The 19,809-nt window shown below is 65.0% G+C and carries 24 protein-coding genes and 2 pseudogenes; 14 read left to right on the plus strand and 12 right to left on the minus strand.

Annotated elements, in window-relative coordinates; translation table 11 throughout:
* The first annotated feature begins 434 nt into the window (after positions 1-434).
* Positions 435-668 carry a hypothetical protein gene (locus ACFUEJ_RS21010; RefSeq protein ID WP_055477307.1) on the plus strand — a complete coding sequence of 78 codons (234 nt, stop codon included), beginning with the start codon at positions 435-437 and terminating at the stop codon, positions 666-668.
* A 667-nt stretch (positions 669-1,335) separates the two neighbouring features.
* Complete coding sequence (locus tag ACFUEJ_RS21015) at positions 1,336-1,542, plus strand: hypothetical protein (protein ID WP_055477311.1); 207 nt, start codon at positions 1,336-1,338, stop codon at positions 1,540-1,542.
* A gap of 18 nt (positions 1,543-1,560) precedes the next feature.
* Here ACFUEJ_RS21015 and ACFUEJ_RS21020 read toward each other — a convergent pair whose 3' ends face one another.
* From ACFUEJ_RS21020 to ACFUEJ_RS21040, 5 genes are all read right to left on the minus strand, one after another.
* Entirely contained in the window at positions 1,561-1,851 is a 291-nt protein-coding gene (locus ACFUEJ_RS21020; RefSeq protein WP_055477308.1) for a type II toxin-antitoxin system RelE/ParE family toxin, read from the minus strand.
* A complete protein-coding gene (locus tag ACFUEJ_RS21025; RefSeq protein WP_055477309.1) occupies positions 1,848-2,123 on the minus strand; it encodes a type II toxin-antitoxin system Phd/YefM family antitoxin in 276 nt (91 codons plus the stop codon). The genes ACFUEJ_RS21020 and ACFUEJ_RS21025 overlap by 4 nt, the downstream gene beginning before the upstream one ends.
* A gap of 119 nt (positions 2,124-2,242) precedes the next feature.
* Positions 2,243-2,863: a TetR/AcrR family transcriptional regulator gene (locus ACFUEJ_RS21030; protein WP_223258858.1), complete on the minus strand. Its 621-nt coding sequence runs from the start codon at positions 2,861-2,863 to the stop codon at positions 2,243-2,245.
* Positions 2,860-3,387, minus strand: a complete 528-nt coding sequence (locus ACFUEJ_RS21035; protein ID WP_065631669.1) for a GNAT family N-acetyltransferase — start codon at positions 3,385-3,387, stop codon at positions 2,860-2,862. Before ACFUEJ_RS21035 ends, ACFUEJ_RS21030 begins: the two co-directional genes overlap by 4 nt.
* Before the next feature lie 596 nt (positions 3,388-3,983).
* Positions 3,984-4,328, minus strand: a complete 345-nt coding sequence (locus ACFUEJ_RS21040) for a hypothetical protein (protein ID WP_388031624.1) — start codon at positions 4,326-4,328, stop codon at positions 3,984-3,986.
* A 282-nt stretch (positions 4,329-4,610) separates the two neighbouring features.
* Between ACFUEJ_RS21040 and ACFUEJ_RS21045 the strand changes: the two genes are divergently transcribed.
* Positions 4,611-4,916 carry a hypothetical protein gene (locus ACFUEJ_RS21045; RefSeq protein ID WP_068970442.1) on the plus strand — a complete coding sequence of 102 codons (306 nt, stop codon included), beginning with the start codon at positions 4,611-4,613 and terminating at the stop codon, positions 4,914-4,916.
* A gap of 51 nt (positions 4,917-4,967) precedes the next feature.
* On the opposite strand, the gene ACFUEJ_RS21050 is transcribed toward ACFUEJ_RS21045, so the two are convergent.
* From ACFUEJ_RS21050 to ACFUEJ_RS21060, 3 genes are all read right to left on the minus strand, one after another.
* A complete protein-coding gene (locus ACFUEJ_RS21050; RefSeq protein WP_065631666.1) occupies positions 4,968-5,348 on the minus strand; it encodes an SRPBCC family protein in 381 nt (126 codons plus the stop codon).
* A 148-nt stretch (positions 5,349-5,496) separates the two neighbouring features.
* Positions 5,497-6,402: an RNA polymerase sigma-70 factor gene (locus ACFUEJ_RS21055; RefSeq protein WP_065631665.1), complete on the minus strand. Its 906-nt coding sequence runs from the start codon at positions 6,400-6,402 to the stop codon at positions 5,497-5,499.
* A gap of 29 nt (positions 6,403-6,431) precedes the next feature.
* The gene (locus ACFUEJ_RS21060) at positions 6,432-7,646 is read right to left on the minus strand and encodes an NAD(P)/FAD-dependent oxidoreductase (protein WP_065631664.1); all 1,215 of its coding nucleotides are present in this window, start codon (positions 7,644-7,646) and stop codon (positions 6,432-6,434) included.
* A 94-nt stretch (positions 7,647-7,740) separates the two neighbouring features.
* Between ACFUEJ_RS21060 and ACFUEJ_RS21065 the strand changes: the two are divergent.
* The 4 genes and pseudogenes from ACFUEJ_RS21065 to ACFUEJ_RS21080 all read left to right on the plus strand — a co-directional run.
* Positions 7,741-7,920, plus strand: a pseudogene (locus ACFUEJ_RS21065) (hypothetical protein); the annotation flags it as partial.
* Between the two features lie 187 nt (positions 7,921-8,107).
* Complete coding sequence (locus ACFUEJ_RS21070) at positions 8,108-8,548, plus strand: SRPBCC domain-containing protein (RefSeq protein WP_068970444.1); 441 nt, start codon at positions 8,108-8,110, stop codon at positions 8,546-8,548.
* A 189-nt stretch (positions 8,549-8,737) separates the two neighbouring features.
* A complete protein-coding gene (locus tag ACFUEJ_RS21075; protein ID WP_065631663.1) occupies positions 8,738-9,328 on the plus strand; it encodes a dihydrofolate reductase family protein in 591 nt (196 codons plus the stop codon).
* A gap of 986 nt (positions 9,329-10,314) precedes the next feature.
* The gene (locus ACFUEJ_RS21080; RefSeq protein ID WP_068970445.1) at positions 10,315-10,617 is read left to right on the plus strand and encodes a hypothetical protein; all 303 of its coding nucleotides are present in this window, start codon (positions 10,315-10,317) and stop codon (positions 10,615-10,617) included.
* A gap of 25 nt (positions 10,618-10,642) precedes the next feature.
* On the opposite strand, the gene ACFUEJ_RS21085 is transcribed toward ACFUEJ_RS21080, so the two are convergent.
* Entirely contained in the window at positions 10,643-11,047 is a 405-nt protein-coding gene (locus ACFUEJ_RS21085) for a DUF1801 domain-containing protein (RefSeq protein WP_068970457.1), read from the minus strand.
* Positions 11,048-11,323: 276 nt separating this feature from the next.
* On the opposite strand from ACFUEJ_RS21085, the gene ACFUEJ_RS21090 reads away from it, so the two are divergent.
* Entirely contained in the window at positions 11,324-11,764 is a 441-nt protein-coding gene (locus tag ACFUEJ_RS21090) for an SRPBCC domain-containing protein (protein ID WP_065631660.1), read from the plus strand.
* A 113-nt stretch (positions 11,765-11,877) separates the two neighbouring features.
* On the opposite strand, the gene ACFUEJ_RS21095 is transcribed toward ACFUEJ_RS21090, so the two are convergent.
* Positions 11,878-12,765: a DUF5996 family protein gene (locus ACFUEJ_RS21095; RefSeq protein WP_065631659.1), complete on the minus strand. Its 888-nt coding sequence runs from the start codon at positions 12,763-12,765 to the stop codon at positions 11,878-11,880.
* A gap of 526 nt (positions 12,766-13,291) precedes the next feature.
* Between ACFUEJ_RS21095 and ACFUEJ_RS21100 the strand changes: the two genes are divergently transcribed.
* The 4 genes and pseudogenes from ACFUEJ_RS21100 (at position 13,292) to ACFUEJ_RS21115 (ending at position 15,995) form a co-directional block, all read left to right on the plus strand.
* Positions 13,292-13,705 carry a hypothetical protein gene (locus tag ACFUEJ_RS21100; RefSeq protein WP_388031631.1) on the plus strand — a complete coding sequence of 138 codons (414 nt, stop codon included), beginning with the start codon at positions 13,292-13,294 and terminating at the stop codon, positions 13,703-13,705.
* 278 nt (positions 13,706-13,983) lie between these two features.
* Entirely contained in the window at positions 13,984-14,682 is a 699-nt protein-coding gene (locus ACFUEJ_RS21105; RefSeq protein ID WP_388031677.1) for a PE-PPE domain-containing protein, read from the plus strand.
* A 101-nt stretch (positions 14,683-14,783) separates the two neighbouring features.
* Positions 14,784-15,315, plus strand: a pseudogene (locus ACFUEJ_RS21110) (hypothetical protein).
* Positions 15,316-15,383: 68 nt separating this feature from the next.
* Complete coding sequence (locus ACFUEJ_RS21115; protein WP_388031634.1) at positions 15,384-15,995, plus strand: AAA family ATPase; 612 nt, start codon at positions 15,384-15,386, stop codon at positions 15,993-15,995.
* 105 nt (positions 15,996-16,100) lie between these two features.
* Here ACFUEJ_RS21115 and ACFUEJ_RS21120 read toward each other — a convergent pair whose 3' ends face one another.
* The gene (locus ACFUEJ_RS21120; RefSeq protein ID WP_388031636.1) at positions 16,101-16,499 is read right to left on the minus strand and encodes a GNAT family N-acetyltransferase; all 399 of its coding nucleotides are present in this window, start codon (positions 16,497-16,499) and stop codon (positions 16,101-16,103) included.
* A 219-nt stretch (positions 16,500-16,718) separates the two neighbouring features.
* Between ACFUEJ_RS21120 and ACFUEJ_RS21125 the strand changes: the two genes are divergently transcribed.
* Positions 16,719-17,012 carry a hypothetical protein gene (locus ACFUEJ_RS21125; protein ID WP_388031638.1) on the plus strand — a complete coding sequence of 98 codons (294 nt, stop codon included), beginning with the start codon at positions 16,719-16,721 and terminating at the stop codon, positions 17,010-17,012.
* A 15-nt stretch (positions 17,013-17,027) separates the two neighbouring features.
* Here the strand turns inward: ACFUEJ_RS21125 and ACFUEJ_RS21130 are convergent, their stop codons facing one another.
* Complete coding sequence (locus tag ACFUEJ_RS21130; RefSeq protein WP_226514240.1) at positions 17,028-17,543, minus strand: MarR family winged helix-turn-helix transcriptional regulator; 516 nt, start codon at positions 17,541-17,543, stop codon at positions 17,028-17,030.
* 41 nt (positions 17,544-17,584) lie between these two features.
* Between ACFUEJ_RS21130 and ACFUEJ_RS21135 the strand changes: the two genes are divergently transcribed.
* Positions 17,585-19,798 (plus strand): MMPL family transporter, encoded by a 2,214-nt coding sequence (locus ACFUEJ_RS21135; RefSeq protein WP_388031641.1) that lies wholly within the window; start codon positions 17,585-17,587, stop codon positions 19,796-19,798.
* Positions 19,799-19,809 lie beyond the last annotated feature (11 nt).

Here is a 19,809-nt window from a genome sequence, read left to right on the forward strand (position 1 = left end):
GATCCCCCCGACCGAGCTCGAAACGCTTCACTACGCTGGCCTCGGCCCCGAGGACCAGCCCACATTGGAGGCGGCACAGAACCTAGGGTGATTCAGTAGCACCGCCCATGCCAGCAACCACGGAACCCAGTACGTGGCGATGAGCGGCCTGTCCACCGGTGCATCCAGGGGCGCGGCGGTGGGTTCCGACAAGCCCAGCCAGCTCCGTGTCAGATGGGCGAGCGGGATCACGACGAACATCCCGACTACGAAGCCGATGATAGCGGCGGCGACGACCTGGGCCTTGCCTGCACGCGATACGGCGAAAGTGGCTACCATCGACCCACCTTACGGTGAGTCCCGGCTCAATCTATGGCACCGAGGGCCGGTTCGTAAGAGAACTTGTTTAGCGCGAAAATCTCATCCGCAACGGCGGGTTCGTCTCGCGGGAGTCGGTGTACCGGCTGGGCGACTACGGTCCCGATCGCCGCCTGAACAACTGGATCGCTCCGTTCAACTCGATCTACGAGGAGCTGGTCGAGGACCGCGGTCTGGAGTCGGAGACCCTTCCGGTCGCGGCGGTGTACGACCGAGCGGTGAGCGGGTACCAGCGGGCACGCGGGTACCGCGTGTTCCAGGGGATCGTGCGACTGGTCCGCGAGCGCGAGGACCGCCTCACGCAGGCATAACCACGTATGAGCGAAAGCCTCCCGCTGCCTGGGATGTCCGGGCAGCGGGAGGCTTCGTTCCTACTTACCGCTTGGTGAGGCTGTAGCCGAGGGTGTCGGCGAGCATCGTCAGGAGCTGGTGGGCGTTAGGCAGGTGGGCCTCGGCCATTCGTGCTGCAGCTCGTTCGCAGTCGGAGTCGTCGCCGCACAGGCATTCTTCGCTAAGAGGGTGCTCTGAACGACGCGTTGCTGTCGCTAAGCAAGACCAACCCTGGAGCTTTCGATGACGTGGCTTCCAGGTTGTGGAAGTCTTCAGGACTGGATATGGCCATTCGCAATGGCGGTTTCGGGCTCGGCGATGCCTTCGGTGGTGATCGCAGCTTGCTGCCCGACCCTTCCAACTGGCCGGACCGTCGCTCGGGACCCCCGGATAGCACCGATGGCGAGGCTGACAGCTCGCACAGCGGTGATGGATAGTGCGTGTTCCGCTTACGATCACTCCATCGTCACCACTACAAGTGGTCTTGAGGCGGCGATGATCATGCTGACCTGGCGTTGCAGCGCGATGATGAGGTCTTAGAGCTGGTCGACAGCCCAGGAATGCGGGTACTGACGACGAGCAGTGATTCAAACTGGTTTCCGTCAACCAATGTTGACGGATCGCGGAGACACGGGCACGCTGGTCTGCATGAGGACTGGACTGGACCGCGGCGACGACGACGAGACACCAATCGAGCAGCTTTCCCGAGTCGCAGATTGGCGACGGGAGATTGCCCGCGAGGAGGAAGTCGCGGTGCGGCGGGCACGCCTGGCAGGACTGTCGTGGGCAGAGATCGGCACGCTCCTTGGAACGACGAAGCAGGCAATGCACAGGAAGTACCGCCGGGTCGGTTGAGAATTCAACGCACCAGACTCAGGTGCGGTAGGCGTGGGCTCGGTGGTCGATTCTGACAATGACGATGGTGTGGTTGGGGTCGTCGATGCGGAGCAGGATGCGATAATCGCCGCGGCGGGCGCTGTGAAGGTCTGCGAGGTCGTCGCGCAGCGGCTTGCTAAGCCGGTGGGGGTTCTCGGCGAGCGGCCCGGAGATGAATTCGATGACGGCGTGGACGATCCGGGATGGGAGTCGTTGAAGGTCGCGTCGAGCTGGGGATGCGACCTCAACCCGGTACGGGGCGGACGAGTCTGTCGGAGCGTCGCTCATTTCGGCGGCATGCCGTGTTCGGCGCGCAGGTCGTCGATGGAGACGGTCTCACCGGCCGCGTACTCGGCGTCTGCGGTAGCGACGTCGTCGCGGACGCCGGCGCGTGAGAGCCAGTAGATCGTCTCGTGCAGCGATTCGAGGTCGTCGGCCGACATCAGCACCGCGGCGGGTTTGCCGTGCTTGGTGATCGTGATGATGTCGTGCGTGCTCTCGGCGCTGTCGACCAGCGCGGAGAGCTTGTCCTTAGCTTCACCGAGTGGCACTGTCGTCATGGCTACATGATAGCCGCAATACTAGCCTTCCACTAGCCTCGTTTTTAGCCGATAATAGATATTATGTCAAGTAGATGATTGCATACTCATCTGCTGTATTAACCCGCGCCGATCACCCACTACTGCGGGCCCTCGGGCACGACTCGTCCAGCCAGAGAGTCCAGAGCCATGTGGACAGCGGTTGTGGTTCGTCGGACGTCGCCGGTTGCCAGCAGGTCGAGGAGACCGCCACGGAGGACGGCGAGAACAGCCGTCCGTTCACTTTCGGCCTTCGACGTTTGCCGGACGCCTGTCGGTTGCGCCTCGGCGAGCATCGTCAGCCAGTCGTCGACAGTCCCCTGCGCGAACAGGCTCCACGGGCCGTCGGGGTCGGTGAGCGCTCGACCGTAAGCCTCGACCCACAATGCCAGTACCGGTCGTTGCGAAGGCGTGGACAGCCATTCCCACACCGCTCGTGCAACGGCGAAGATATCCCGTGCAGCAGGCTGTTTTGCGAGGACTACGCGCCCCGCCATCGATTCCATCTGGTCGGCGCGAGCGTGCTGCAGCAGTGCCTGGATGAGTCCATCCTTGCTGCCGAACAAGTACAGCAGCACACGCGGACTCGACCCGATCGCGGTCGCCAACGGTCGTAGCGACAGGGAGGCTGCCCCGTTGTCGACGATGTAGGCGTATGCGGCGTCGAGGAGCTGGACTCGACGGGCAGAGCCTGTCGCCAGCTCAGGCCGTGGCGCGCTCACAGAGTTTGTGACCAGGTCTGTTCGACCAGATCTTTTCCGAACAGGCGGCTCGACCACTCGGTGTCCAGCGCGAATCCGGCGTCAATGTAGACGCGACGAGCTGAAGTCAGGGAGTCGACCGTCCAGAGTTCCATCCGCTCATAGCCCGCTCGCCTCGCGAAATCGACGCTGGTCCCGACCAGACGTCGACCCAGCGAGTGCCCTCGCGCCTTCGGATCGACCACGAGCACTCGCAGCTTGGCGGTGCGCTCATCCTGTCCACGAGTGCAGAACACCGAGCCGACCCGCGCGCCGTCGAGTTCGGCGACCCAGCCGGCCTCGGTGTCTTCGTCGTGGTTGCGGGCAAAGGCGGCAACGATGTCGGCGACCAGCGTCTCGATCGTTATGTCCCAACCGAACTCGCGCGCGTACACCTCGCCGTTGGTCTGTACGACCCACCCGAGGTCGCCTGGCTTGCCGAACGGACGGAGCACGACACCACCGGACGGCGGGGTCGACCACGCCGCTGCTGTTCCCTGGGTCATCGCGACCTCCGAGTAATCTCACTGAAACGAGTGTTTCAGTACGGTAACACACGCTGCGCGAATTGAGCCGTGCGACGGCGTTCACCCTCTCTACGTCGGCGGCGACCACGCCGTCGTCACCCGGACGTACAGAGCCCTGGCTGTGGTGACGCGCAGTTCCGACGACTGCTACCTCGCGATCTGGGCCGGCCATTCAGCGTGTCGTGTCTCCCCCACCGGGTGGGCCTCGGATGTACACCCCGAGCTGCGACTACCACCTCTACACCAACAGCTCTCACCACGAGAACGTCTGTCGTGCAGAGTGATACGTGGCCGGTTGGCCGGAAACTGCCGTCAAGCTCTGAAGACGTGAAGGCTGACCGATCACATCCGGTGGTTTCCGTGTTCTACTGGTCACAGGTGACCTCATGCCCGACGGCGTCGACCGTCGGTTTGCCGAGTGCATGGGGATCGAAGTGAGTCTGTACCACGAGGACCGTCTCCTCGAATCCCGCTTGCACCGTGCTGTACCTCTCGCCCAGGTCGACCTGCTACGCCGGAGCGTCCCGTTTGCCCGTGACGTATTCGACCAATTCATCTATTCCGTCACCCAGTACTCAATCGTGGAGGGAACGTGGGACACGTTCGTCGGAGAGAGCCTCCGGTACCTCGCTTTCACCAGTGACGAGCCGGCGAACTCTGTCCCGCCGCTGATCCCCCCGGAGATCGCCGCCACGGTCGCCGACATCATGTCCAGATTTCGCCGCCGAGCACCCGGCGAACCGGTCATCGACGGGCATTCGATGACAACCGTTCATCAGCAGCAGCTCGGTGAAGAGTTGATGTTCGCCCTCGGCGGCGACCACGACGACGGAGTTCATGCTGCGGGCACGCGCGCCTACAGCAAGATGATGTCGGCCCGAATCGGTGACGGTTTTGTCCACCCAGTCGTCGGGAGTCATTTCTGGAGCGACGTATACGCTGCGGAGTCCCGCCACCCAACGATGGGTCCACACGTGACCGTGCTTCCCACGATCGCCGCCGCCGTCGAACGATGGCACGCCTCCCCCGCCGACCGCCCGCGATGCGAACGCATCATCTGCGACCGTGCCCACTCCCGCGGGTGGAAAGACCTACCACCCAGCGATGGCCGGTGGGTGGCCGTGACACCCAGTGGACTGCTCTCATGATGGCGTCGGTCCGGGGCACTGATATTGGGCGACGGTCGCTCGTACAGTGAGGCGATGACGGACTCGCGGCTTCTGCGCTCACTGTCGACACTGATCGGAATCCTCCTGGTCAGTGTTGCGGTCGCGGTACCGACAGCGGTCGCTCTGGCGTGGCCGCTGATCTATCTGTCCGAGTCCGTGCTGCACCTGGGCTGTTCCTCGACCACGATCGATGGGCAGCAGGTGTGGGTCTGCCCCGACGGGATAGGGTACGTGATTCCGGGGGTAGCCCTGGTCGTGCTCTTGACCATCGTCGGCGTCGTTGTCGGTATCTTCGTTCAGCGCGATGCCCTGAGGCCGCCGGCAGCGGCAATCGACTGACGCGGCGGGGCCGGTGTCATCACATCTCTGACGCAGCAGCGCCTTTCGAGGTCAGCTTCCGAGACCAGACGCGATCCGTTCGATCCGCGGCAACGCGATGGCCAGTACCGGCAGATACGGTACCGCCCAGACCGGCGCACCGAAGCTGAGAATGCAGCCACCCGCCACCGGGATCACCTCGTGCCGCGTCGCGTTCACACCCGCCACCTTCCACGCCCACAATCGTCCGTCGACGAACTCGGTGATCTCGAACGGCACGGGTACCCCCGCGACAGTCGTGATCGTTCCGCGTGTCCCAGAGGCCAACTCGACGTCACCGTCTACCTGCGCCCCGAAAACCGTGGGTCCCCATGACGGCCAGGCGTTCACATCGGTGATCGTCGCCCACACTGCGTCAGGAGCCAGATTCATCCGCAACTCTGTCGTCGGCATGCCATGCCGAAAACCAGTGCGAACTCGCAGCACCGACCTGAGCGATGCGGGAGTCGACAAGTTGTGCAACATCGGACCATCGTCGCAGAACAAGGCCCGGCGCGGCCCTCATCGCCTTGTTCCCGCATAGAAACGTGCCGGGTGAACGTCACCGTGCGATCGTTCGCGGTTCCTCGACCCCGGCGAGCTTGTCGGGATTGCGCATCGCGTAGATCTGGTCGATCACGCCGTCGACAATGTGGAACGTGAACACGCCCTGCAGTTTTCCGTCGAAGTACACGAGCATGCCGGGCTCGTGATTGAGCACCGCCACCTCCGCGCGATAGTCGTCGATCGTCGTCCCGAGTCGCGCGAATCCGGTGAGCAGGCGCGCCACCGGCAGCGAACCCTGAATGGGCCGTTTCACCGCCGTGGCCTTGCCGTCACTGTCGGCGGTGAACACGACGTCGGGCGACAGCAGCGCCATGAGCGATTCGACCTCACCTGACTGCGCGGCGGCGAGAAACTCCTCGACAACCGCTCCGGCGCGTTGGGCGTCGACCGGCTCGAACCGGGGCCGCCGCGACTCGACATGCGACCGGGCGCGGTGCGCGATCTGGCGCACCGCGGCCGACGACTTCGAGACCATCGATCCGATCTCGGCGTAGGAGAACCCGAACACCTCGCGCAACACGAACACTGCACGCTCGTCCGGACTCAGCGATTCCAGCACCACCAACATCGCCGTGGACACCGACTCGGCGAGTACGACGTCGTCGGCGAGGTCGCGGTCGTCGAGCAGGATCGGCTCGGGGAGCCACGGGCCGACGTACTCCTCACGACGCCGCGAGCGCGACCGCAGGGTGTTGAGTGCCTGGCGTGTGACGATCTTCGCGAGGTAGGCCTTCGGGTCGGCGACTTCGACGTCGTCGACCTCCGCCCACCTCAGGTAGCTCTCCTGCAGGACATCATCCGCGTCGGCGGCGGAACCGACGATCTCATAGGCGACGGTGAACAGCAACGGCCGCAGTTCTGCGAATCGTGCTGCGCGACGGTCGAGTTGACCGCCTGTCATAGCTACTCCGTTCGTCGACGGGCCGTTCGTCATCGTCCGACCGGTTCACGCTCGGCGGTCGCGCTCTTCGCTGCACCGAACCAGCTGAACTTACCGGGCCGCGCGGCCTCACGCCGGATGTTGGCCACGGTTTCTCGGCACACCAACTCCTTCGTCCAGGCTGCGAGACGACCGGTCACCACCGCCGGCGTCGGCGAATCGTCGCGGCGCGTGAACTGCAGGGTGGCCGCATGTCGGCCGATGCTGGCACACTGCGCGACGAAGCCCTGGTCGACAGGGCTCGGCTGCTCACCGGCGATCTTCGCGAGGACCGCGTCGGCGGCCTGGGCGCCCAGTGGTTCAGCGGCCTGACAGCTCATCCGCAGCGTCATGCCATCAACAGCCACCGCGTCACCGGCGCCGATGATCCGGTCGTCGTCGATGCTGGCCAGGGCGGCGTCGGCGCGCAGGCGGCCGATCTCGTCGGTCTCCAGGCCGCTGGCGGCCGCGAGTTCCGGCGCCTCGAAGCCGGTCGCGAGAACCGTTGCCGCGCTGGGTAGCACGATTCGTTGACCGTCGATGTCGACGGTGACGGTCCGCTCCCCGAGCTCGACCACACGTCCCTGGTCCATGACATCGACACCCAGTCGATTCAGCTGCGTCTCCGTGGCGCGTCGAGCCCGGGCGCTCACCGAAGCCGCGAACTCACCGCCGCCCACCAACCGGACGCTGTGTCCGCTCTCGGCGAGTTCTGCCGCAACCTCGATCCCGGTGAGTCCCCCGCCGATGACGGTGACCGTCTCGTGCGCCGCCAGATCCTCGACGCGTTCGCGCATGCGTTGTGCACTCTCCCAATCGGCGATGAACAGCGCATGGTCCGCGGCCCCTGGGATCTCGGGGGTGCGGTGGCGGGTGCCGATCGCGTAGATGAGGTAGTCGTAATCGAGGTGCGCGCCCGACGCCAGATGGACTCGCCGTGCGTCGGCGTCGATGCGCGTGGCGGTGTCGGCGAGAACGCGGATGTCGTCGGCCAGCACATCGTCGAATGCGATCTGCGGATCACCGGTCCCCGAAACGAACTGGTGGAGCCGTATGCGCTGTACGAAGAACGGCTGTGGGTTCACGACCGTGACGTCGACCGCACGATCACGCCGGAGCCGGTTGGCCGCCATCGCGCCGGCGTAGCCCGCACCCAGTACGACAACGTGCGTCCGCTCCCCGTCAGCCTTGTCGTCGCCGATCTGGTTGATGTCGGTGGTGTTCATGGTCCCGCCTTCCGTGGTGGTGTTCGATAGTGCTCGCCCTCGAGACACCGGCGGCGACGAGAATGTGACACCCGGGCCGAATCCGCTGGTCAGCGGCCACCCTCGGCGCCGACCTGCGCCCGACACGGTAGTGGCTCTCATCGGGGTGATCACCGGTCTCGTCGCAGCTGCCCTGGGATCGGCGGCGGTCCTGCGGCAACCGCCGTGGCCTCGGATGATCGTCCGGCCGGACCATCTTTCCGATCCGCCAATGCGGTCGACCACACCGCGCTGAGAACAAAGGCGTCTAGGCGGCAAACGCTCCATCCTGATGCGGATCGCCGACTGGACCCATCCAGCGCTTCCGTCGTCCGAGCGCCGATGGGTTCCCGCCGCGCCGGGAGTCTGCCCGGGTGGGACGAGACCGTCCGCACCGAGCCACCGATGCCTGCAGACATCGACGACGACAAGGCAGGATCACCATGATCGACACAACCGGAGCAACCCTCACCCACACCGTCGACGCCTCCCCCGACGCCGTCTTCGACGCGTGGACGACGCCGCAACTCTTCGCCGCCTTCTTCGGCGGTGCCACGAATGAGGTCCCCGTCGACTCGGTCACGCTGGACGCCCGACCCGGAGGCACCTGGACCGCAACCATGATCGCCGACGCGGAAATGCCCGAGTTCCATTGGCGCGGGGAGTACATCGAAGTGCAGCGACCGAGCAAACTCGTGCTGACGATGACCGACGAGCCGGGCGACGCACGTGAACTTCTCACCGTGGACCTCATCGCAGTCGACGCCGGCACCGAGCTCCGCTTCAGCCAAACCGGCGGAAACCTCACCGATGAGCAGTACGAGTACGCGACGGCCGGCTGGCACGCGGCGTTCGAAGCGCTGAATGCTGTGCTGTCCGGGTAGTCCCGAGGCGCTGTCGCATACGCGGAACGGAAAGCGCAACCGTCCCGACCGGAGCTATCCGGGCGAGGAGTTCACAAATACCGCCTATCGGGGCCACGAGCCCCCCATCGTCGCCAGGACGTGCAGAGCCCTGGCTGCGGGACGCGCAGCTCCGATGACTTTTCGGGCCCAGAGAAAGAAGCAAGGATCGTGAGCAGACTGATCATCAGCATGTGGACCACTCTCGACGGTTATGTCGCTGGCCTCGATGACTCCATGGACTGGCTACTCGCCGATTCCGACCTCATGAACTACGAACTCGCCCTCGTCGAGCACGCCGGCGCGCTCCTGCTCGGCCGGATCACGCACGCCGACTTCGCCTCCTACTGGCCGGCTGTCGCCGCCGGAACGATCGACGCCGACGACGGCAATCGGCGTTACGCCCGTCGCCTCGACCAGCTCGACAAGTTCGTCGCCTCCCGTTCCGGTGACATCGCCGCATGGCCGGTGACCCAGCACGTCACAGAAGTGACCGCCAGCGAGATCCAGCGCATCAAGGATCGCGCCAACGGCGATGTGGTCGTCTACGGCAGCCTCAGCTTGATCGCGACACTCAATGCGATGAACGCGGTCGATGAGTTCCACCTCATCGTCAACCCGATCTTGCTCTGCAAAGGCAAACCCGTCCTCGACGCACACCAGCCTTCAACCCGACTGGAACTGATGGAATGCCGACCCTTCTCCTCTGGCGCAGTCTTGCTCAGATACGCCGCCCTGACGACACCCGCGACTCATGAATGAAATCGAATCACCTCCCCGCAGGCACGGTGCTAATGGACACGAACGTAGGGTGGCACGGGAGGTGCAATCGACTGACCGGCGACGCGGCTGGTGACATCACATCGCGTTTTCCGAGGCCAGCTCTCCGAGACCGGTCGCAATTCGTTCAGTCAGCCGTTTCCTATCCGCTCTCGTGTGCGCGACGCCGCGAGAACCCGCCACGCCCGCGGACTGATCACGTACATCGCGCGGGATCGTCTACTGAAGTGCGACGGATTCGTGATGCACCAGCGCCGGGCGATTGCCGCGACCGGTTGATGAGCGGTCTCGGCGCGAGGTCATCATGCGCGCCCTCGAGTCGACTCGTGATGATCCACTGCTCGAGACTCGTGCCGGCATCGGCGAGGAGCTGGAACAGTTTTCGGACGGTGATGCCGTGCGCCCGCGCGATCGACACCGGCGACAAGTCCGGATCGCTGAGGTGCATGCGAACGTGTCCGCGGGTCCTGGGAAGCAACACAGCAGCTGACCGACGCCGGCCTGTCGGCCGAGACGATCGCCGCGGCCCACAACGTGTCGACCCGGGAGCTGTACGCCGACTGGCCCAGTTCCGAAAGGCGGCTGATGGATCACGTCATCCGACGCCGCCTCGACCGTGCCCGTGACGCCATGATCGCCCGCGCTCATGGGTTCAGCGACTCAACGCATTTCACCAAGCGGTTCCGAGCCGCTTCGGGGTGACCCCGTGACAGTCGCGGCGCGACAATCTGAACTCGTGACGACAAGCCGCCCGGTTGCACGGCGCCGCGACCTCGTGACCACCCACCGAACGCTAAGGAAACTGATGCCGCGCTGGCATCGCCTGCGGTCTCGCGTCGACCACCGCGGCCGCGGATGACCCCGGGCCGGATTACTTTCCCGGCCACTGATCACCACTCAGAGTCACGCCCCCCCGTTTGCGGGAAAATGCCATGCGAGTACTGCTGTGAGTCTTTAACGTCCCACGAATGATTGCGCAACAGAACGATGACTGGCGCCCGGCGCCGGCTGACTGCCCGGTCGATCTGGTCGTCGACGGAGAACTGTTTCAAGTGACAGTCCGTGCCGACGGTGGGTATTCAAGCAAGTGGACGTCGGGCCCGAACCCTGGGTACGGCTTCGGCTCCAGCGGGCCGCGAGTTGCGTGGCAGAGCGACGACGGGCTCCCGCCCGCCCCGCTGCCACTCCCCCTGCCGACGATTCGCGACCACCGCGAGTCGATCAGGGAGTTCCTCTCGAACATCAACCCGGAGACCGGATATCTCGATTGAGCGGGATACCGGACCCGCGGTGATCTCAACCTCCGTGGGACGAGCGTGTCTGCGCCAACGATCGTTCGAGAAGCGTTGTCAGCACTGCGAGATCGACATCTCGGAGCCGAGTGACGTGGAGGCACGACTTGGCGACGCGACACTTTCCCAGCCGGTCGATGAGATCTGGCCACTGCGTGGCGAAGTCGCTGACCAGGTAGATGGTGTGATTCTTCGGGCCGGGCGCGAAAGCGAGTTCCGGCGCCCGACCGCCATGCCCGCTGGCGTAGCGGTACTCGTACTCGCCGAAGCCGATCATGCGGCCGGCCCAGAGGACGGGCCGGTGTCCGGAGATCTCACCGAGCAAGGCGACCAGTTCATCGGCCTCGTCCCGACGTGGACCGACTGCTCGGTCGAGCACTTCCTCGATCGGCGCCTCGGACGGCCTCATCGCGGGCGCCTTGCCGCCGGCTCGCGGTTCTTCGTTCACAATCGATACCCACCGGTTCTCTTCGCCTGGAATGGCACGTCGCCGAGAAACTAGCAGACCTGATTGGTAGATCGGCACCGATCAGGACTCGCCCGACTGCTTCTGCCCAACCGCACCCTCCCCGCCGTGAGCCCGATGAGTTCTGCGAGCAACGAGGGTCTGCCCTCCTGCGGACCGAGCCGTCCGCGGCGAAACATCGATGTCGGCCGACGTCGACGACCAGAAGGCAGTCACACCATGACGGACGCAACCGGGGCAACCCTCACCTACACACTGAACGCTTCTCCCGCCGCCGTGTTCGACGCGTGGACGACGCCGGCTCTGTTCGCCGAGTTCTTCGGCGGCAGCGCGAACCAGGTCCCCGTCGAATCGGTATCGCTCGACGCCCGACCCGGGGGCACCTGGGCAGCAACAATGATCGTTGGGGGCGATTTCCCCGAAGTCCATTGGCGCGGTGAGTACGTCGAGGTCAGCCGACCGAACAGACTCGTACTGACGATGACCGACGAGCCGGGTGATGAACGTGAACTCCTCACCGCTGACTTCATGGCAGTCGACAACGGCACCGAGATCCGTTTCAGCCAAACCGGTGGCAACCTCACCGACGAGCAGTACGAGTACGCGGCCGCCGGCTGGCGCGCGGCGTTCGAAGCGCTGGACGCTCTGCTCGCCGGATAGGCTCGGGGGTTAGGTGGCGAGCGGCGCCGCTGAGCGAGATTGCAACCGGCCAGGACGAACGATGAACAGACCTCGACGTCTGGACGTCGGAAACGTCCGCCGCCGGCTCGCGTCTAGTCCCAGCCCGCCGTCTCCGCCGCCGCTCGATGAGTCTGCTCGAGGAACTTCAGGACCACGGCGTCCGGGTCCGGCGATTGGCGTACAAGCTGATACGGCAGGATGTACTCGCCCAGTGCGGCATCCCACCGCGCCGGAGCCTCGACCGCCGGGTGCGTGTCGTAGCCCTCGGGATGTGGGTAGGCGTAGGCGTAGAAGGCCCCCTCCTCGGCGCCACCCGGCCAGTAGCCCGCGCTCGACACCTCGTCGCTGTAGGCCTCGTGCATCACCCAGTCGGGGCAATTCGGCACCCCACCCGGATGCTGGGGTGCACTGCGTCCCGAGAACCGTGTGACGGCCAGATCGAAAGCGCCCCAAAAGAAGTGGACCGGTGACGACTTGCCGCGGAAGCGGCCGCGGAACTCCGACAGCACGCGGTGCGCACTGACGAGAGACCGCCAGAACCGAGACACGGCGTCGGCGTCGTACGACGAGTGGGCGGTGTCCTCGGCGAACGGGGTCGCATCAGGCAGTTCGACGGGGGTACCGACGATGGCGATGTCGAAGCCGAGGTCGGCGAGGTGAGCGGTGTACTCCGCGTAGAAATCGGCGACCGTCCGCGGTTCCAGCTTCATCTGACGGGTGCTGCCATCGGTGACGAGGAAGAGCAGCTGGTGGTCCAGAAAGTCGAAGCGGATCTCGAGGCCGCGGTCTCCGACGGCCATCAGGGACGTGGTCAGGCCACGCGCGTCCACATACAGCGGTACGCCCCACCAGTGGTTGACCTCGGGTCCGAGAGCGAGACGCGTCTTGCCGACGATCTGGGTCCACAACTGGACGGTGTCCCTTGTGTCGACCCACGACTCCACCGGTAGTGCGGGCCAAGCCTCGTATTTGGTTTCCATGTCGCCAATGATCCCGGACGCGTCAACTCGAACGTGCCGATGAGCCGTCGGCCCTGTGAAGTTTCGACGGAGACACCGACGAACACCTGCGTAACCTGTCGCGGAGACGGCAGTCGGACACGACCTCGACGTCGCTATCAAGGAGGAGCATTGCCGCGCATCACGCTCGGAACGGTCTTGATGTTCGTCGCGATCGGAACCACCATCGTCACCGCGTTACTCGGGGCGCCGGATTGGCTGATCGTCGTCGTAGCCGCCTTGCTCTTCGTGCTCGCCCTGGTGCTCCCGATCGCAATACGGGACTTCGGGGCGAACAGGCACGTGCAAGGCCGAGGGGCCGAGAGGCCAGCGGGGGCTCCGTCCCGGCCGCCGCACAGTCGTCATACGGGAAGCTCCGACTCGTCCTCGAGTTGGTTCGGTTTCGATGGCGGATGGTCAGGCGACGGCGGCTCCGATTCCTCTGGCGGAAGCTCGGGTGGCGGCGACTAGTGGGTCGACCACCCGGTCCATTGCGAGACGTCGACGAATGGCTGGTCCACTCCCCCCGCACCTCCTCACGGTGACCTGGCTCTACGGTCCCGACGCCGACGAGTGGCCTGGAACCAGTGAAGTGCGGGTGCGCCTCTCCCCCGGCCAGGCAGGGGACACCGAGTTGGAGCTCATCCATGCGGCATTCGTCGGAGAACCCTTGTTCCCGACGTACGGACCCGGTGCCGGCGGGGTCGGTTGGGATCTATTGCTCCTCGGTCTGACCCGGCTGCTCGTCGATGGCGAAACCGCTGACCACGAAGCAATCGAGAAGTCTCCAGACGGACGTGAGTTCATCCGCCGTAGCGCGGCGGCCTGGGGAGAGGCACACCTCGCGGCCGGAGGTGAACCCGCGCAGGTCGCCGCCGCGGCTGCGGCCACCGCGAAGTTCTACGCACCCGATTCGGTGTGATCCCAGGGTCGCTTCGCGACACAGATCGACAAACAACACTGAAATTGTATCGGCGGACCGCCGTCCCTTTTCCTCGGATCCACCCAATGAGATTTGCGATGTGATAGACATTCGTCAGACCTCTGAGGCGGCTAAGAATGAAGCAATATCTGCGAATAGTCCTGGTGCTCATTGTGGCAATCGGAATCGGGCAATGGACACCGAATGTCGCAGGTGCAGCGCCGGGCCCGGGTGGGGCGACAGTGCTGACACTGGACCCGGCCTTCCGCTCGCTTCCGATGAACTGGCTGCGCGGTGAGCTGTTCGCACCACCCAATCGAGTGGTGAACGTGCCGTACAACAACTTCCCCGGCGCGACGAACACCCACCGCGGACGCGACAAGTTGAACGAGATGCTGCACGAGATCCCCGGGCGGAAGATCGTCGTCGGACACAGTCAAGGCGCGCAAGTTCAGGATGATTGGCTGCGCACCTACGGTCCCACCAGCGACATCGACCCTGCCACAGTGACGTTCGTCCTGACCGGTGATCTCGAATCGAAATACAACGGTTGCGCCAACCAGGGAGGATGCCGCGCGGACTACGGCGGCAACAACTTTCCCGATGACACCCGATACACCGTCAAGATAGTTGCGCGACAATACGATTACTGGGCCGATGCACCCAACCGCGACCTCATGAACGACGCCGCCCGACGAAACCACAGTGCGTCGAATTCGGTCGGCGGACGTGGTGAAGGCCGCCCGGTACACAACGACTACAGCATGATCGGGCTCGACGATCCGGCCAACAAGACGTTCGTCGAAGGCAACGCCACCTACATTCTCGGCGCCCCGGCAACCTATTACCTGCCCATGGTCACCCAGATGTGGACGACTGCCGCCCGCAAGGCCGAAGAGGACGCACGACTTCGTCCGGAGGTCGAGAAAGCCTACGACCGGCCGATGGGTTCGCCGCCGGCCCCCTCTGACACCTGAGCCGGTTCATCTGACCCGAATCGGACAGAACCGAAGTTCGAGCGCGCGCCGGCACCTAACATCAGGACTGCAACGTGACGGCATGACGAGCGAGGACCGGCATGAAAAAGACCCTGAATTCCCTGTCCGAAAGCGAATATGTACTCGTCCGCGAGACCAAGAAATCACAGATGGCCGGCCTCGACGAGGACGGACTGATCGATCTGCACTCGCGAATCCGGCGCGCACGGAACAAGCACGTCACCCTCTACCGCCGTGCGGGTGCTGAGAAAGTCAAGACCAAAGGCGGCCGTGGGAGCGCGAAAGCAGCAAATGCCCGGAACGCCGCTGAAAGCCGAGGTCTTCGAGGACGCCTTGAGCCGCGTGAGCCGTCGACTGGCCAGGGTTTCTCGAGACGCCGCTCTCGAATTGAAGGCCGAGCGACTGGCCCGGGCGCGTACCGACAGCCCGACATCCGAAAAGGACACCGGCAAGGGCAGAGGCAAGGACAAGGGCAAGGGCAAAGTGGCGTCGTCGGGACGAATCCGGACCGACGACACCCGCGAATCACCCGGTCGAAAGAAGTACGAGGCCTCGACCATCGCCGCCGGTGCGCGACGTCAGACCAAGAAAGACCGGAGGCACGAATCCTGACCGGCGGACCGACATCGCCCCTGACCGCTTCACCGGAAGCGCTGCCCACCTGTCGGTAACGTCACGTCATGTTGATCTGGATCAACGGCGCCTTCGGCGTCGGTAAGACACAGACCGCTCACGAGCTTCACCGCCGGCTGACTGCGTCGCACGTGGCCGATCCCGAACTCCTCGGATTCGCGATGCACAAGATGCTGCCGCCCGCCCGGCGCGACGATTTTCAGGACCTACCGCAGTGGCGCACGGGCGTCACCCAAACCCTCTTGGATGCCGAACAATCAAGCGACTGTCCGGTGATAGTTCCCATGACGCTCGTCGACGCTGAGTACTTCGACGAGATCGTCGGTGGACTCATAGAGCATGGCGTCGATGTCAGGCACTACACCCTGACCGCTTCCGTAGAAGTGATCCATCGACGTCTCAGAGCCCGCCTTGCTCACCGTCTCGGCCCCATCCTCGGCGCCGATGAGACCTGGGCGATGAAACAGACTGGAAGGTGCGTCGCCCGGCTTGGCGAGGACCGATTCGCAAGCCATGTGCCAGCAGACGAACGCAGTGTCGACCAGGTGGTCGAGCACATCGCCGACGATGCCGGACTCGAACTCTCCCGTCCCCGTTTGTCTTCGGCGCGTTATCAGCTGCGTAGGGCAGCAGTCGCAGTTCGACACATCCGAACGTGAGCCGACACTCGTACGCGAGACTTCTAGAGACCTCGAATGGCAGTGGTGACGGTGAACAAGTTCTGCACCCGCGATTTGCCCGGCACCGCGGCGTGAAACTACGTCTCACGGGACCGCGGCGCGCCGAAAGTGCAGCAACGGAAACGGCCGGCCGTCGGAATCCACCGGTGAGCGGCCCACCTGCTCGAACCCTCTGCGCCGATAGAACTCCACGGCGTCCGGGTTCTGTTCGTTGACGTCGAGTTCGTCGACGCCGCCGTGCGTGACCGCGTGATCGAGAAGCACCGTGCCGATGCCCCGCCCGTGGGCGGCCGGATCGACGAACAGCATCTCGAGCCGATTCCCTGCGGTTCCGCTGAAGCCGACGACCACTCCGTCAGCCTCCGCGACGACCAACTCGACCGCCGGAAAGAAGTCACGTGCGAGCCGATCCGCGAAGCCGTCGATGTCAGCGGGAGTCAGGAAATGGTGCGTAGCCTCGACCGCCGAACGCCACACGGCCACAAGGTGGTCCGTGTCGGCTTCGTCGGCCTGCCGAAGTCTCACCTCAGCCACGGGTCGCCGAACGAGTGCTGGCCCAGCAGGTCGGTGTATGCACGATCGGCACAGTAGTGCGCGCCGACGTCGAAGGGCAACGGTGTTGTGATCTGCCGCAAACCCCGGCATCGACGTTCGCGGCGGATATCGTGATCACGACACAATCCGCAGGGCGAGGGGTAGCACGTGCTCGAGATCCATGGTCTGTCGAATGAAACGGTCGTGCTCGATGGCGAGTGGTTCGAGAAACTCCGCGGCGGCACGTCCAAGACCCGGTTACCGGCGGCATCGTTCGTCTCCGCGGAGGTCACCGAGACCGACCGACGGAAGAAGCTGTTCGGCGGTGAACGCGAACAGCTCCTCCAGGTGACCCTCACCTTCTCGCGCCCGCCGTTCGTCGGGCTGATGACGTCGGCGGATAACCGGGCGAAGGTCGACGCGCTCGTCGCCGGACTCGAAGCAGCCCGCGACGCGGGTTGAGCAACCGACGCGACGCTATGACGGCCCCGAGCTCCGATCCTGTTGCACGCGAATCAGTTCGAGCAACAATCGACGGAGTTCCGGTTCTGACGCGCCGATGGACGCGATCAGCGCCGGGTCGGTTCGCTCCCGTTCGAGCAATGCGCGGTAGACCTCGGCACCGGCCGGAGTCGCGCTCACATGCTTTCGCCGCTCGTCGTCGGGATCGACCTGACGCCGCACGTAACCCATCCGTTCCAGTCGCTCGATGGTGCGGCTCGCAGTTTGATCGGTCACCCGGGCCTTCTTGGCGACCTCGCGCTGGGTGGCCGGTCCCGTGCTCACCACATGGAGGACGACGAGTCCGGCGCTCGAGATGTCGTACTCCCGCAGTACCGCCTCCCAGGCGTGCTCGACGAGCCGTGCCGCCACCGACAGCAGCCGACCGGTCGGCCACCCGTCCATCCCGTCGTTCCCGTCGTTCACCTTTTCCTGCCGATTCTCTACGTCACACCGCGCAGACTTGCAATTGTTCAGCCTGCTGAACATCATGGTGCTCACGCACTCCACCCGCAACCGACGAACGGAAGCCCGTGAACCCACCCACCTCTGCTCGACGAGTCAGTCGCTTGCGATGGATTCTGCCAGCCCTCTTGGTTATCGGATGGCTGGCCCTGGGTTCTGTCGGCGGACCGTTCGCCGGAAAACTCGGTGACGTACAGGCGAACGACAACACGTCGTTCCTGCCCGCGTCCGCCGAAGCCACCGAGGTCTCCCGCCTGGAAGCCGACTTCGTGGACTCCTCCGAGATCCCGGCCGTCGTGGTGGCCGAACGTACGAGCGGCATCACCGAGGCCGACCTCGCGTTCGTGTCCGAGGCGGTGGGCAAGGTCGCCGGCTCGGACGGGATCTCCGAGCGAACGTCTCCGCCGATCCGCTCGCAGGATGGTCAGGCGATCCAGATGATCGTGCCCGTCGACTCCTCCGGGGAGATCTCGGAAAGCATCGAGGCTCTGCGTGCAGAACTCGCGAACGGCCCGCCCGAGGGACTGTCGGTGTATGTGACCGGACCCGCGGGCATCGCGGGCGACCTCACTGAGGCGTTCGGCGGGATCGACGGCTTGTTGCTACTGGTTGCCGGCGCGGTCGTCATCCTGATCCTCATCGTGGTGTACCGCAGTCCGATCCTCCCGTTCGTCGTGATCGTGTCCGCCGTGTTCGCGCTGGGGCTCGCCAGCCTGCTGGTCTACGTGCTCGCGTCGAACGACGTGCTCACCCTCAACGGCCAGAGCCAGGGCATCCTCTTCATCCTCGTGTTCGGTGCGGCGACGGACTACGCCCTGCTCCTGGTGTCCCGCTATCGAGAAGAACTGCGACTCACCGCCGACAAGTACGACGCCATGCGGGCCGCGTGGCGCGCGACCCTCGAACCGGTCGCCGCCTCCGCCGGCACGGTCATCGCCGGTGTGCTGTGCCTCCTGCTGTCGGATCTGAACTCCAACCGCGGTCTCGGCCCCGTTGCCGCGATCGGCATCGCGGCATCGTTCCTGGCGTCGATGACGTTCCTCCCTGCGGCGCTGACCCTGCTCGGACGCAGTGCTTTCTGGCCGAAGCGACCGGTCGTCGACCCGGCGTCGGCGCAACGTGAGGACAGCAGCAATCATCGCTTCTGGGGCGCCCTGGCGAACCGGATCGGACGGCACCCCCGCCGCTTCTGGGTGGCCACGACGTTGCTCCTCGTGCTCTTCGCGCTGTTCCTCCCCCAGTTCAAGGCCGACGGGGTCGCGCAGTCCGACACCTTCCTCGTAGCAGTGGAGTCGCAGGAGGGCCAAGACGTCCTCACCGCCCACTTCGACGCCGGGGACGGTTCACCCGCGGTCATCATCGCCGACGCCGCATCGCTGCAGCAGGTGCAGAACACGGCGACGAAGGTCGACGGCGTCGCCGAGGTCGTCCCGGTCACCGATCCGGGCGGCGCCCCCAAGACCGTCGACGGACGAGTCGCTCTGCAGGCGACCCTGACCGATCCGGCCGATTCCCTGGCCGCCGAGGAGACCATCGAGCGTCTTCGCGACGCGGTGGGGAACGTCAACGGCGCCGACGCGCTCGTGGGTGGTCCGACGGCGGTCGACCTCGACACCAAGACGACGGCCATCCACGACCGGAACCTGATCATCCCGATCGTCAGCATCGTCGTGCTGCTCATCCTGTGCGCGCTGCTCCGGGCGATCGTCGCCCCGATTCTCCTGATGGCCACCGTCATCCTGAGTTTCGCGGCCACTCTGGGAATTTCGTCGATCGTGTTCAACCACATCCTCGGATTCCCCGGCGCAGACCCGGTCGTGCCGCTGTTCGCGTTCGTCTTCTTGGTCGCGCTGGGCATCGACTACAACATCTTCCTGATGACCCGCGTCCGCGAGGAAGCACTGCAGATCGGTACGCGCCGAGGTGTTCTCCGTGGGCTCACGGTCACCGGCGGAGTCATCACCTCGGCCGGCGTGGTCCTCGCGGCGACGTTCTCCGCCCTGGCGGTCATCCCGCTGATCTTCCTGGCGCAGATTGCGTTCATCGTCGCCTTCGGCGTCCTCCTCGACGCGTTGATCGTCCGGACCCTGCTCGTCCCGGCGCTCGTCTACGACATCGGCCGTCCCGTGTGGTGGCCCAGCGCGCTGGCGAACAAGGAAGATGTCCCGGAGGACGACGAGTTGGTGGAGGCAGGACCAAGGCAGGACTCGGAAAGTCCGGACTCTTCATACCGAACAGCCGAACGGTCCCGGCCCTCAGAACCGGGACCGTTCGAGCGCTAGCAGGACCATCA

The organism is Gordonia sp. NPDC057258 (genome assembly GCF_042668985.1).
GTDB classification, from domain to species: Bacteria; Actinomycetota; Actinomycetes; order Mycobacteriales; family Mycobacteriaceae; genus Gordonia; species Gordonia hongkongensis.